We start from the raw sequence: 12,782 nt of genomic DNA, 5'->3' as shown, positions 1-12,782 counted from the left end.
TGGAAAAAGCATTGGCATACACTGAAAAGTGAATAGATAAGACCAAAGCAAGTATCCATAAACAGTTGTGCTGGCGACAATAGCAAGAGTGAACCACCTGATCCCTTCCCGAACTCAGAAGTGAAACCTCTTTGCGCTGATGGTAGTGTGGGGTTACCCATGTGAGAGTAAGTCATCGCCAGCTCATTAATTCTAAAATCCCCCTCCGCATATGCAGAGGGGGATTTTTTTAGGCGCGGAATAAATAGAACAAATGTAAAAGCAGAAAAGACATTAGATCTACAATTTCTTATTATTTTCAGGCTTGTAGTCTATGAAAGAACTCATGCAAAATATTTAATATAAAAAATATAGGAATAGAATATGCTGCAAAATTTTTAGACGATCATCAGGAAAATAAGTACGGATTTTGGTATAGGTGGAGGTAAGTTGCTAAATTTATATTTGTATTGTTAAAGCATAGAATTAGAAATCAAAAAATAACAAGAAAATTAGATATTCCGCTCCTCCATTCATCTTATGTTGATTATAAAAGCCCATTATTTGGTAAATTTTTAAAATATTTTATAGGCATCAATTTAAAGAAAAAATCCGTATATTTGATCCTTTTTATAATTAAATAAATGAATTAATTTAAAATTTATGAAAAATTGAGCTAAATAAAAACTTAAATTAGGCTGAATGATTGTATAAATTTTGATTTTTCTGTGTTATAAAATTTAAAAGCGGCATAAAAATTGCTTATAAGTCGCAGAATTAAGAGGAACTTTAAGAATGAAGTTATCGGTTGGATTAAGAGTTGCGAACTCCTTGTCGTTGACACCGCAGTTGCAGCAGGCCATTCGTTTGCTTCAATTATCGAGTTTAGAGCTTGAGCAAGAAATTCAAATTCAACTTGATAGTAACCCCTTATTAGAAAAAATAGAAGAACAGTCAAATATCGAAAGCCTATCTTCTTTGGAAGAGCAAGAACATGATAATAAAGACTTAACCAATGAATTAAATGCCAATACTTTACCGGATGATTTACCTGTCGATACCGATTGGGATGATGTTTATACGCATCAGCCAACAAGTCTAGGTACACCTGAATATGAAGAACGAGAAGATAATCGTCAAGGTCATTTAGGCTTAAAAGAGCATATGCTTGAACAGATTAATTTATTGCATTTTTCACAAGTCGATAAACTGATTGCGCATTGTATTGTTGATTCTTTGGATGAAAAAGGCTTTTTGGATGCAGAAATTACAGAAATAACTACCTCCGTTCAGCATTTACTGGAATCTATGGATTACGACGATGAAGTCGAAGATGATGAAGTGATGGTGGTTTTAAAACATATTCAGCATCTTGATCCTCCTGGTGTTGCATCACGTAATTTGGCTGAATGTTTATTGGTGCAGTTGGATACTCTACCTGCGCAAACCGCATATCGTCGTGAAGCCATAACTTTATTGAATCATTATGAATTATTGATTTCGAATGAATTACCAAAACTGGTTAAGCAGACAGGTTTAAATCCGGATCAATTAAAGTGTGCAGTTGATTTGTTGAAAACGTTAAAAGCCTATCCTGGGATGGAGTTTGAGGAAAAAGATTCAGACTATCAAATTCCAGATGTTGTGGTAATGAAAAAAAATCACCATTGGCAGGTGCAGTTAAATCCGGATATCATGCCGAAATTACGTATTAATTCATTTTATGCCAATATGATTAAGCGTGCCGATCAGAGTAATGATAATCAATATTTGCGCAATCAAATGCTGGATGCAAAAAACTTTATTAAAAGTGTAGATGAGCGGCATAAAACCTTATTAAAAGTTGCAAGCTGTATTGTTGAACATCAAAAGATGTTTTTAGAAATTGGTGCAGAAGGCATGAGACCTTTGGTGCTGCGTGATATTGCTGAAGAAGTAGAGTTGCATGAGTCTACGGTATCGCGTGTAACCACCAATAAATTTATGGTGACACCGCGCGGTCTATTTGAATTGAAGTATTTCTTTTCCAGTCATGTTGCAACAACTTCGGGTGGCGAAGCATCTTCTATCGCAATTCGTGCCAAAATTAAAAAGTTGGTTTCTGAAGAAAATCCGCGCAAACCCTTATCAGACAATATCATTGCCAATTTATTGAAAGAAGATGGGATTGATGTCGCGCGTCGAACGGTGGCTAAATATCGGGAGTCGTTACATATTCCGTCATCTTCTGAACGAAAAGTCTTGATCTAAATTTTAAAGTGTGGCTATTCTAGAGATTCATTATGACAACATAATGAATCTCTTTTTATTTAAGGAATAGTCGAAATGATTTAATGTTAAATTTGCAGGATTGTATTTTTTGCTGTCATTAGATCGGCTTGAGTATTCTTTTCTAATCCTAAAAGAAGGTGAGGGATTGAACTATGCAAATAACAATTCGTGGTCATCATTTAACCATTACCCCTGCAATTGAAGAAAATATTCGCCTTAGATTTACCCAAATGATAAAACATTTAGATCAAGTAAATAGTATGCAGGTCAAACTTTCAAAAGATCATCAAATAGATAAAATTTCTAAAAAGGGCAGTGATAACCATATTGCTGAAGCTATTATTCGTTTACCTGGGATAGAGATGTTTGCTCAAGCCAGTGCCGATGATATGTATGCTGCGATTAAAAAACTAACTGAAAAGCTAAAAAGACAATTGCATAAACACCGGAAAATGCAGATGGAATATTCACCTGTGCTTGCATAGTGTGATTTTTAAACAAAAAAGGGGTTTTTTAAAGACCTCTTTTTTTATATATATAAAATGTTATGCGTTAATGATTTATTTTTCATATTTATAGTAAAATGGCAGGTTTTTACACCGTTGGTCCTATAAGAGGTCGTTGTGATGAATAGTGAACAGCTCACTGAAATTTTAAAAGCTGCTTTTCCAGAGGCTGAAGTTGCAGTTAGTGGGCAAGGCGGTAAGTTTGATCTGCGAATAGTCGATGAACAATTCGAAGGCAAGCGCCCAGTCGCACGTCAACAAACGGTTTATGCTCCGTTAAATTCATATATTGCCAGCGGTGAAGTACACGCGGTAACTATTCGTGCAATGACCAAAGAAGAATGGCGTAAAGCAAGCTTATTCGGAGCTTAGAACTAAATGGATAAATTTTTAATTCAGGGCGGTGTTAAGCTCGAAGGTGAAGTGCGTATTTCTGGTGCAAAAAATGCAGCCTTGCCTTTACTTGCAGCGATGATTCTTGCGGATACCCCGATCACCTTAACCAATGTGCCAAACCTGAAAGATGTGAATACGCTAGTGAAACTGATTGCTGGCCTGGGTATTCAAATGTCTTATGAAGGCGACACGGTTAAAGCGGATACTTCTACGTTGGACAATCAGTTTGCACCTTATGAACTCGTAAAGACCATGCGTGCTTCAATTTTGGTGCTTGGTCCATTGCTTGCGCGCTATGGTAGTGCACAAGTATCGCTTCCAGGCGGTTGCGCCATTGGTTCACGTCCTGTCGATCAGCATTTAAAAGCGTTAGAAGCTTTGGGTGCTGAAATTGAAGTGGAAAATGGTTATGTGCATGCCAAAGTTGATGGTCGCCTAAAAGGTGGCGAAGTCATCTTTGATATGGTGACTGTTGGTGGTACTGAAAATATTCTTATGGCTGCCGTTTTAGCGGATGGTGTGACTACCATTCGTAATGCTGCGCGTGAACCAGAAATTACTGACCTTGCGCAAATGCTCATTAAAATGGGTGCAAAAATTGAAGGTCTAGATACAGATACACTGGTTGTGACCGGTGTTGAAAGCTTGCATGGCTGTGAATATGCTGTCATTGCTGACCGTATTGAAACAGGTTCATACTTGGCTGCTGCTGCCATTACTGGCGGTAAAATCAAAACCACACATACCGATCCATCATTACTCGAATCTGTTTTAGACAAATTTGAAGAAATGGGCGCGGAAGTCACCCGTGGGGATGACTGGATCGAACTTGATATGATGGGTAAACGTCCGAAAGCAGTCAGTTTCCAGACCTTGCCATATCCAGAATTTCCAACAGATATGCAAGCACAGATCATGGCAGTCAATGCGATTGGTCATGGTTTTTCGACTATTTCTGAAACGATTTTTGAAAACCGTTTTATGCATGTGCCTGAGCTTTCTCGTATGGGAGCAAATATTCAGGTTGAAGGTAATGATGCTGTTGTGACGGGTGTAGATAAACTTTCTGCAGCACCGGTTATGGCAACCGATTTACGCGCTTCATTCTCTTTGGTTCTTGCGGCTTTAGCAGCAGACGGGGAAACATTGATTGACCGTATTTATCATATTGACCGCGGTTATGAAGAAATTGAAGCCAAGTTACAGGGTTTAGGTGCCCAAATTAAGCGAGTAAGTTAATGAGTGATATGAGAAACGATGATCCAAACTTTGACGTAATGGGCAATTTTGATCATGGTTTAACTTTAGCATTAAGCAAAGGACGTATCTTAAAAGAAACTTTACCCTTGCTTGAAACAGCAGGAATTAACTTACTGGAAGATCCAGATAAATCACGTAAGTTAATTTTTCCAACCACACATAAGCAAGTCCGTATTTTAATTTTACGTGCTTCGGATGTTCCGACTTATGTGGAAAATGGGGCGGCTGATTTAGGCGTTGCCGGTAAAGATGTGCTGATGGAACATGGCGCACAAAATGTGTATGAACCGCTCGATTTAAAAATTGCCAACTGTAAGTTAATGACAGCCGGTAAAGTCGGTATGGTTCATCCCAAAGGCCGTTTAAAAATTGCGACCAAATATGTGAACTTAACCCGTCAATACTATGCAAGCTTAGGTGAGCAGGTTGATGTGATTAAACTTTACGGTTCGATGGAACTTGCACCATTGGTTGGTTTGGGTGATTACATTGTCGACGTCGTTGATACCGGTAATACACTACGTGCCAATGGTCTTGAACCACTTGAAGAAATTTGCAAAGTTTCTTCTCGCTTGATTGTGAATAAAGCCAGCTTCAAACGTAAGCAGACTTTGTTGAACCCGATTCTTGCCCAGCTTGAAAAAGCCGTTGAAGAACGCGAAAGCAACAAATAAGCATCTCTGCATGCAAATTTGAAAAACCGTCACTTTGTGGCGGTTTTTTTTATGCCTGAGAAAAAACTGTAAACATTCAGTGTTTTCATCAATCTTAGCGAAAGTTAATTTCAATAAAACTGATACTGATACCGTATTATAGCTACCGACAAAGCGCATGAAAACGGGTAAACTAAAGCCTTCGAATTCAAACCATATGGGTAAATTGATGCGACGTTTATCGACCCAAGATCAAAGCTTTAAGCAAGCCTTTGCTGACTTGTTGGCTTTTGAGACAGTTAGTGATCCTGAACTTTTAAAAACCGTAGACCAAATCATTGCTGATGTGCGTCAGCATGGTGATGCTCATGTTCTTAAACTCACTCAACAATTCGATCGACATCCAGCGCATCAGTTTTCAGATCTTGAACTGACTCAGGAACAACTCAAATCCGCTTTTGAAGGCTTGGATCACGACGTTCGTGAAGCTTTAGAATTGGCAGAGAATCGAATTCGTGAATTCCACCAAGCACAAAAGCAGGATGGCTGGACTTATATCGATGCCTTGGGCAATACACTCGGTCAAAAAATTACACCGCTTGACCGTGTTGGAATTTATGTACCGGGTGGCTTAGCTTCTTATCCATCTTCAGTGCTGATGAATGCCGTACCTGCTCATGTTGCCGGTGTCGCTGAAATTATTATGGTGGTTCCAGCCCCTAATGGCGAGTTGAATCCACTGGTATTAGCGGCGGCTTATTTAGCGGGCGTACATCGGGTATTTACCATTGGTGGCGCACAGGCTGTAGCGGCATTGGCCTACGGTACAGAAACTGTTCCCGGTGTAGATAAAATTACCGGTCCAGGGAATCGCTTTGTTGCAGCGGCAAAACGTGCAGTATTTGGTCAAGTCGGTATCGACATGATTGCAGGTCCTTCGGAAATTCTGGTGTATGCGGAAGGTGACAATAACGCGAAATGGCTGGCGATGGATGTGTTGTCCCAAGCTGAACATGACACTGTTGCCCAAGCTATTTTCATCACACCCGATGAACAGCTTTTAAATGAAGTTGAGCAAGCGATTGAAGAACATCTCGCTGCATTGCCTAAAGCTGAAATTGCACGTACCTCTATTGCTAATCGTGGTGCTTTAGTTTTGGTGAAAGATCGTCAAGAAGCCATTGATTTAATTAATCAGGTTGCACCAGAACATTTAGAACTTTGCTTGGATGAAGCTCAAGAGATGTCTGAGCAGATTCGCCATGCCGGTGCGATCTTCATGGGACGTTATACCCCAGAAGCGATTGGTGACTACTGTGCAGGTCCAAACCACGTCTTGCCAACTTCAGGTACAGCGCGGTTCTCATCACCACTCGGTGTCTATGATTTCCAAAAGCGTTCAAGCTTGATCATGTGCTCTCAAGAAGGTGTGAAGACGCTAGCGAAAACCGCGGATGTCTTGGCGCAACAAGAAAACTTGGATGCTCATGCGAGATCGGCAAGATATCGTTATCAATAATTTGAATGCTGCCTTAATCTGATTCTCAACGAAAAATTCCTTCTCCCTTTGGGAGAAGGCTAGGATGAGGGCAAAGCCAATATTTCTCAGTTGGGTGCTAACCTCTCCCAAACCCTCTCCTAAAAGGAGAGGGCTTACATAAAGTAAGTTGAGTGCATTAAAGAGATAAAAACAATGTCCACCATTACGACACAACAAATGCGTTTTTGGAGTCCTGAAGTACGTGAATTAGAACCCTACGTACCGGGTGAACAACCGAAAATTCAAAATTTATTAAAGCTTAATACAAACGAAAACCCCTATCCACCCTCTCCAAAAGTGGTGGAAGCGGTACAAGCGGTATTAGAAAATTCAGCCGATGTATTGCGTTTATATCCAGATCCAGATGCGTCGCTATTAAAGCAAGCCATTGCAACTCAACAAAATGTTGATGCAAGCAATGTCTTTGTCGGAAATGGCTCAGATGAAGTGCTCGCACATATTTTTAAAGCATTTTTTGTGCAAGAGCAGCCCGTACTTTATCCAGATATTACCTATAGTTTTTATCCGGTTTATAGTCAATTCTTTGGGGTAAAAACCAAAATTTTACCGCTTAATGATGACTTTGAAATTGTGGTGGATGATTATAAACAAGCCAATGGCGGCATCATTATCACCAATCCAAATGCGCCAACCAGTATTGCATTAGGATTATCTGCAATTGAAGACGTGCTGCAATCAAATCCTGATTCAGTGGTGGTGATTGATGAAGCCTATGTCGATTTTGGGGCGGAATCTGCGGTCAGTCTAGTGGCTAAATACGAAAACTTGGTTGTATGTCAAACCACATCTAAGTCACGTTCACTGGCAGGTTTGCGTGTAGGATTTGCCATTGCTCAGCCACATCTGATTGCTGCCCTAGAAGCAGTAAAAAATAGCTTTAATTCATATCCGATGGATCGTTTTGCGATTGCTGCTGCCGTAGCTTCATTTGAAGATCAAGCTTATTTTGAAGCACAATGTCAAAAAGTGATCGACAGTCGTGAAAAGTTGGTTGCTAATTTAGAAGCAATTGGTTTTAAGGTTTTGCCTTCGAAAGCCAACTTTATTTTCGCATCACTCCCTAATAAAGATGCAGGCGAATTAGCGGCTGAATTACGTCAACGCGGCATTATTGTGCGCTATTTTAATAAGCCCCGTATCAATCAGTATTTACGTATTACGATTGGTACAGATGAACAAAATCAACGTCTTGTTGATACTTTAAAAAATGACATCTTGGCTTAAGTTCTTTTAAGAAGAGCTTAAGTTAAGCTTCTTTCTGCCATGTATTGAGTAAATCAAGCATGGCAGAAACTTTATCAAAACATTCCTGATATTCTGCATCACAATCTGAGGCAATGGTAATTCCACCACCTGCCCATAGAGATACTTCATCTTGGTATTTTTGGATGGAGCGAATCAAAATATTCCAAGAACCCGTACCATCAAAATTAAAATAACCCATCGATCCACAATAAGCACCGCGCGGCGCACCTTCAATTTCATCAATAATCTGCATTGCGCGAATTTTTGGCGCACCCGTAATCGAACCTCCGGGCAGTGCAGACATTAAGACATCAAATGGATTGATATCTTCCTTTAATGTAGCTGTGACTTCGCTCACCATATGATGAACTTGATTAAAAGATTCAATTTCAAAAAGTTGTGGTGTTTTTACTGAACCTGTTTCTGCATAAACACTTAAATCATTGCGTAGTAAATCAACAATCATCACATTTTCAGCCTGATCCTTTTTAGAATGAAGCAGTTTTTGCCTGGACTGTTCATCTTGCTTCGGGTCAGCATAACGGGGCATTGTGCCTTTAATCGGACGAGTGACAATTTTTCGATTCGCTTCAAAATTAATAAACAATTCAGGTGAACAGCTTAATAGTTCGAAGTCATTAATCTTTAAATAACCTGAATAAGGAGCATTGGTGAGTTTCCAGAATTCTTCAGCCGTAGCCAATAAGGATCCGTGAGCATTTGCTGTAAATTCTTGAGTTAGATTAATTTGATAGCAATCACCGGCTTTAATATAGTCCTGAATTTTGTTAAAAGCAGTCACATATTCATTTTTATTCCAACGCGCGCTACAAGGTTGAGTGAGAGAAAAAGAGGAAGGTTTTTTATTTTGTATTGCATCCTGAATAACTTGAAAAATACTTTCTGCCTCATCTTCATCACTAAAAAAAGTCCAACCCTGAGGGGTGGGTTTGAGGTAACTGCGATAAATACCTAAAAATAAGGTAGGCTGATTTTTTTGTTTAATCGGAACCTGTTGCTGAGCTGCATGATCATAACCGACAAAGCCAATTAATCCGCCGTTAAAATCAGAAGAATGGTTCTGAATGTTTTTTTTGAAAAAGTTATTGAAATGAATAGATTGCGATTTTTTTTGATATTGATGTAGTGAAATTCGTTGGAAATTTTTAGTGACTTGACCTTGTTTAAGCATATATTCAGATGCAAAAAAAGCGATCACAGGTTGGTTTACATTTTTTAAGTAAACCAAATGAGAGAGATGCGATAAAGCAGACAATATTTGAGCTGTACTAAGCCATTGTTCAGTCAACAGTTTTTGAAAAATAACCGGATTATTCATACGATGTTAAATTATAAAAGGCTATACATAGATCGCCTATTCTATAACAATATTTATGCATAAAAACTGTAAATACCGTTTGTCGGTAACATATGGATTACGACCAACAGCAGTTGAACAAAAAATGACAGACATATAACTTTAGTAGGGCAAACAGGCTGCTCAAGGAAAGGCTCCATTGTTGTCCAAAAACAAAAAACAACATGGAATATCGAGTGGTTGACAATCAAAAAAATAATACTCTTGGGAGAGTACAAATGAAAAAATTTACTAAACTTGCTTTAGTTTCTTCATTAGCAATTAGCGCAAATGCGATGGCAATGCAAGCAATGGATGATGCTTCATTGGGTGCTACTACTGGTCAAGATGGTATTAACATCGGGATTGGTATTTCTAAAATCGAAATCGAAAAGTTATTCATTCACGATAATGACGGTTTAGCTGCAGGTAGTCTTACTGCGGGTCAAGCGGGTTTTGGTGGTACAGGTGAAGCAGGTGCAATCTATATTAAAGGTACTGGTACAGGTATTACAGCAACCAACGGTATTGTGATTGGCGCAAACTATGACAATGGTGGTGCTTACTTACTACCTTCACGTAACTTAGCCGATTTGCAAATTGACTCTGATGCTGGTGGTGGCAATCCATTCATTAACATTGCTGCGCAAGTATCTGGTTTAGATATTCACATCGGTGAAATTGGTGTTGTGGCATCTGGTGATGTACCTGCTGCAGGTGCAGCAACAATCCGTCGTGGTGGTCAAGGTACTGAAAATGCGATCTTAACTGGTCTTTCAGTAAAAACTGGTCCAATGACTGCAAACATTCAATTAGGTGCTGCACCACAGGGCGCGATGATTAAATTGAATGCAACAATGATCGGTGGTTTAACCATTACAGATTTGGGTATTCTGGATAACTCTACCAAGCAGGGTACTGGTGATGGTACTGCAGGTAACCGTAAGGCAGGTGTAATCTATCTTGATAGCATTCAAGTGACAGATGCGAGTAGCCGTGACTTGAAATTAAATCAAAGCATCAGTGTATTTGGTGAAGAAGGTGCTGATAAAGGTTATGTACGCATTGTAAGCACGAGCGGCGCGCACGATACCTACGTAAAAGGTATTCATTTGGGTAGCAAAACTGCTGCTTCTATTGGTGATATGGAAGTTCAAGGTATGCAAACTTACTTTAGCCCAGCTCAGGGTCAATATGTTCCGGGTGCGATTATCACAATCCGCGGTCACTAAGTTTCCGTGTGAAAAAGCGCGTGTTTACACGCGCTTTTTTTTACATAAATATCGTTAAATTTTGCAAAAAATAAAAAAAATACTGTTTTTTTTTTGAAAAAAAGGTATCTTGCTAGAACAGGGAAGTAGAGTATCTACTCTAAGATCATAAAAAATGGCACATCATGCCGATAACTAGAAAAGTTAAATAATATGTTAGAGATCGCATTAGGCTCGGCATTGATGTATTACGCTGCCAAAGAAGCCTTTGATATAAAACCAAAACCAGCAGAAGCTGTGTACTACACAGAGACTTTAGACTCTCGTAATGATTCCTTTACCCGTATGCACCGTGAAACCGTACAGGTTAAACCGGCAATCATCGATCAATTTCGTGGCATTGTTCACCAAGCCTATGACTATAGTTGTGGTTCTGCTGCATTAACGACCCTATTAAATGGTTATACCAATCTTAATGCGACTTTAACCGAACAACAGGTTATGGACGGTCTAATGAAGTTTGGTGAGACAGACAAGATTGTTGAACGCCGTAGCTTTTCACTGCTGGATATGAAACGCTTTGTCAGCGCAATTGGCTTTGAAAGTGGGGGGTATCGCGGTGAATTTAGTGATTTGGTGAAACAGGGACAACCTGCCATTGTACCGATTTCCTATGCAGGTTTTAAACATTTCGTGGTATTTAAAGCGTATAAAAATGGCCGTGTCTATGTCGCTGATCCTGCATTGGGGAATATTAGTTTCGATGAAGTGCGTTTTAAAGAGATTTGGGAAAATAACACTTTATTCTTAATTAATGTTGCGCCAGAAAACCGCAAAAATTTATTGGCTTTACAAGATTCGGATATGCGTCATGTAGAAGACGCAACCGTGAATCGTTATGCCTTGGTGAGTATGCAATACCCGCAATTTTATATGGATAAAATTGCCGACAAAGCATCTACGATTCGACTTGATAAAAATATGAATGAAGAATCAGATTCCTATGGGGACTTAAATTATAATTTCTTGCGTCTTTATTATAAAAATAAATAACGTTTAAGAAAGATTCAGCTTAAAAAAAATAAAAAACTGGTGGGATGGAATATGAACAGTAAATGGATGAACAAAACCCTGTTAGCGATCAGTATTCAAATGCTGATGGGCGCAGCTTATGCAGCAGAAGAGCCAGCACTGGGAGGGTATGAAGTTGTAGATCAGCAGGAAGAAGTTGAATCAACAACATCACAGCCTGCAGATGCTAATTTAGGGGGAATTAATGCTGCAGAAGAGTCAGCATTAGGCGAGTATGAGGCTGTAGATGAGCAGGAGACGCAAGTTGAAGCAGTGGCAGCACAATCTGCAGATGCGCAGCCTGTAACCGAAACATCACCAGTAGATGAAAAATCACAAGCATCTTCGGCACTACAGCAGCAAGAAGGTGATGCCAGTAAAGAAGCCAATCTACAAGAAGTATTTACATCAAATGAACGCCAGTATTCATTAATTAAAAAAGGTGATATCTCATCTTATTATGATATTGACTATACCTATTATCGTGATACGCAACTTGATATGGAGATGGCTCAAGGTCAACTCTATCAACTGCGTGTTCAAGAAAATGCGACACACGCAATTACCAATACTTTTACTGCACAGTACGGTATTTTAGATAATTTAACCTTTACTGCTTCATTACCCTTAGTCGCAAAAACAGACTTGTTAAAAGATACCTCTACTGCAGGTTTAGGGGATATTTCTTTGGGCGCGCGTTGGGAGCCATTTCCATTACAAGCAGGACGTTTACCACTGATTTTATTCGGTAATTTATCGACTAAAAGCGGTGACAGTCCCTATGAAGTCAATTCTGCGACTGACTTAGCCACAGGTAAGGGTTATTACTCTGCCGGTGTTGGTGCAAGTACGCGTAAATATATCGATCCAGTCGTATTGTTCGCTTCAGTTTCAGCGAACTATGGTTTTAAAGAAACCGGCTTAAATCAACGCCGTGGTAGCCGTGTCATAGATGAGTTCGAACCCGGCATTAGTGGCGGTTTCGCTTTCGGTTTCGCATACTCATTTAACTATGACGTATCCATGACCATGTCGTATCAACAAAGCTTTAACACCGGCTCTGAATTTATCTACAGCAGTGGTGAATCCTATTCACCGGCCGATCAAACCAGTTCAACTTTAGCGATTTCTCTTGGGGTACGTGTATCGCCAGAGACGATTGTGAACGGTACGGTAGGCTTTGGTTTGACGGAAGATGCGCCAGACGTTTCATTGGGTTTGTCATTCCCACTTGATATTCTAGGCTTTGGTAAGAAAATTCGCTAAGAGGGC

General features: G+C 39.5%; 11 protein-coding genes and 1 rRNA gene. 11 read left to right on the top strand and 1 reads right to left on the bottom strand.

Features of this window, described 5'->3' with window-relative positions; translation table 11 throughout:
• Positions 1-69: 69 nt before the first annotated feature.
• The 8 genes from rrf (at position 70) to hisC (ending at position 7,850) form a co-directional block, all read left to right on the top strand.
• A 5S ribosomal RNA gene (gene rrf, locus E0H81_RS04710) occupies positions 70-184 on the top strand.
• A gap of 590 nt (positions 185-774) precedes the next feature.
• The gene (locus E0H81_RS04705) at positions 775-2,229 is read left to right on the top strand and encodes an RNA polymerase factor sigma-54 (protein WP_131316939.1); all 1,455 of its coding nucleotides are present in this window, start codon (positions 775-777) and stop codon (positions 2,227-2,229) included.
• 173 nt (positions 2,230-2,402) lie between these two features.
• A complete protein-coding gene (gene hpf, locus E0H81_RS04700) occupies positions 2,403-2,735 on the top strand; it encodes a ribosome hibernation-promoting factor, HPF/YfiA family (RefSeq protein ID WP_131316937.1) in 333 nt (110 codons plus the stop codon).
• A 141-nt stretch (positions 2,736-2,876) separates the two neighbouring features.
• Entirely contained in the window at positions 2,877-3,128 is a 252-nt protein-coding gene (gene ibaG, locus E0H81_RS04695) for a BolA family iron metabolism protein IbaG (RefSeq protein WP_004650949.1), read from the top strand.
• Between the two features lie 6 nt (positions 3,129-3,134).
• A complete protein-coding gene (gene murA, locus E0H81_RS04690; protein WP_131316935.1) occupies positions 3,135-4,391 on the top strand; it encodes a UDP-N-acetylglucosamine 1-carboxyvinyltransferase in 1,257 nt (418 codons plus the stop codon).
• On the top strand, positions 4,391-5,086 hold the full coding sequence (hisG, locus tag E0H81_RS04685) for an ATP phosphoribosyltransferase (protein ID WP_131268816.1): 696 nt from the start codon (positions 4,391-4,393) through the stop codon (positions 5,084-5,086). The genes murA and hisG overlap by 1 nt, the downstream gene beginning before the upstream one ends.
• Positions 5,087-5,282: 196 nt before the next feature.
• On the top strand, positions 5,283-6,584 hold the full coding sequence (hisD, locus tag E0H81_RS04680; protein WP_131316933.1) for a histidinol dehydrogenase: 1,302 nt from the start codon (positions 5,283-5,285) through the stop codon (positions 6,582-6,584).
• Between the two features lie 174 nt (positions 6,585-6,758).
• Entirely contained in the window at positions 6,759-7,850 is a 1,092-nt protein-coding gene (gene hisC / locus E0H81_RS04675; protein WP_131316931.1) for a histidinol-phosphate transaminase, read from the top strand.
• Between the two features lie 22 nt (positions 7,851-7,872).
• On the opposite strand, the gene pabB is transcribed toward hisC, so the two are convergent.
• Positions 7,873-9,210 (bottom strand): aminodeoxychorismate synthase component I, encoded by a 1,338-nt coding sequence (pabB, locus tag E0H81_RS04670; protein WP_131316928.1) that lies wholly within the window; start codon positions 9,208-9,210, stop codon positions 7,873-7,875.
• Between the two features lie 257 nt (positions 9,211-9,467).
• Between pabB and filA the strand changes: the two genes are divergently transcribed.
• From filA to filC, 3 genes are all read left to right on the top strand, one after another.
• Positions 9,468-10,460, top strand: coding sequence for a putative pilus system protein FilA (filA, locus tag E0H81_RS04665; protein ID WP_131316926.1), 993 nt, complete (start codon positions 9,468-9,470; stop codon positions 10,458-10,460).
• A 192-nt stretch (positions 10,461-10,652) separates the two neighbouring features.
• Positions 10,653-11,492, top strand: coding sequence for a putative pilus system C39 family peptidase FilB (filB, locus tag E0H81_RS04660; protein WP_131316924.1), 840 nt, complete (start codon positions 10,653-10,655; stop codon positions 11,490-11,492).
• 51 nt (positions 11,493-11,543) lie between these two features.
• Positions 11,544-12,776 carry a putative pilus system protein FilC gene (filC, locus tag E0H81_RS04655; protein ID WP_131316922.1) on the top strand — a complete coding sequence of 411 codons (1,233 nt, stop codon included), beginning with the start codon at positions 11,544-11,546 and terminating at the stop codon, positions 12,774-12,776.
• Positions 12,777-12,782 lie beyond the last annotated feature (6 nt).

This window comes from Acinetobacter terrestris, from assembly GCF_004331155.1.
GTDB lineage: Bacteria > Pseudomonadota > Gammaproteobacteria > Pseudomonadales > Moraxellaceae > Acinetobacter > Acinetobacter terrestris.
Note: the sequence above shows the minus strand (reverse complement) of the source record. Positions and strands in the feature narration are given on the sequence as shown.

Bases quoted from the DNA above. Each gene is read 5' to 3' on its own strand.
- E0H81_RS04705 (WP_131316939.1), top strand. From the start codon at position 775: ATGAAGTTATCGGTTGGATTAAGAGTTGCGAACTCCTTGTCGTTGACA.
- filA (WP_131316926.1), top strand. From the start codon at position 9,468: ATGAAAAAATTTACTAAACTTGCTTTAGTTTCTTCATTAGCAATTAGC.
- filB (WP_131316924.1), top strand. From the start codon at position 10,653: ATGTTAGAGATCGCATTAGGCTCGGCATTGATGTATTACGCTGCCAAA.
- pabB (WP_131316928.1), bottom strand. From the start codon at position 9,210: ATGAATAATCCGGTTATTTTTCAAAAACTGTTGACTGAACAATGGCTT.
- murA (WP_131316935.1), top strand. From the start codon at position 3,135: ATGGATAAATTTTTAATTCAGGGCGGTGTTAAGCTCGAAGGTGAAGTG.
- ibaG (WP_004650949.1), top strand. From the start codon at position 2,877: ATGAATAGTGAACAGCTCACTGAAATTTTAAAAGCTGCTTTTCCAGAG.
- hisD (WP_131316933.1), top strand. From the start codon at position 5,283: ATGGGTAAATTGATGCGACGTTTATCGACCCAAGATCAAAGCTTTAAG.
- hpf (WP_131316937.1), top strand. From the start codon at position 2,403: ATGCAAATAACAATTCGTGGTCATCATTTAACCATTACCCCTGCAATT.
- hisC (WP_131316931.1), top strand. From the start codon at position 6,759: ATGTCCACCATTACGACACAACAAATGCGTTTTTGGAGTCCTGAAGTA.
- hisG (WP_131268816.1), top strand. From the start codon at position 4,391: ATGAGTGATATGAGAAACGATGATCCAAACTTTGACGTAATGGGCAAT.
- filC (WP_131316922.1), top strand. From the start codon at position 11,544: ATGAACAGTAAATGGATGAACAAAACCCTGTTAGCGATCAGTATTCAA.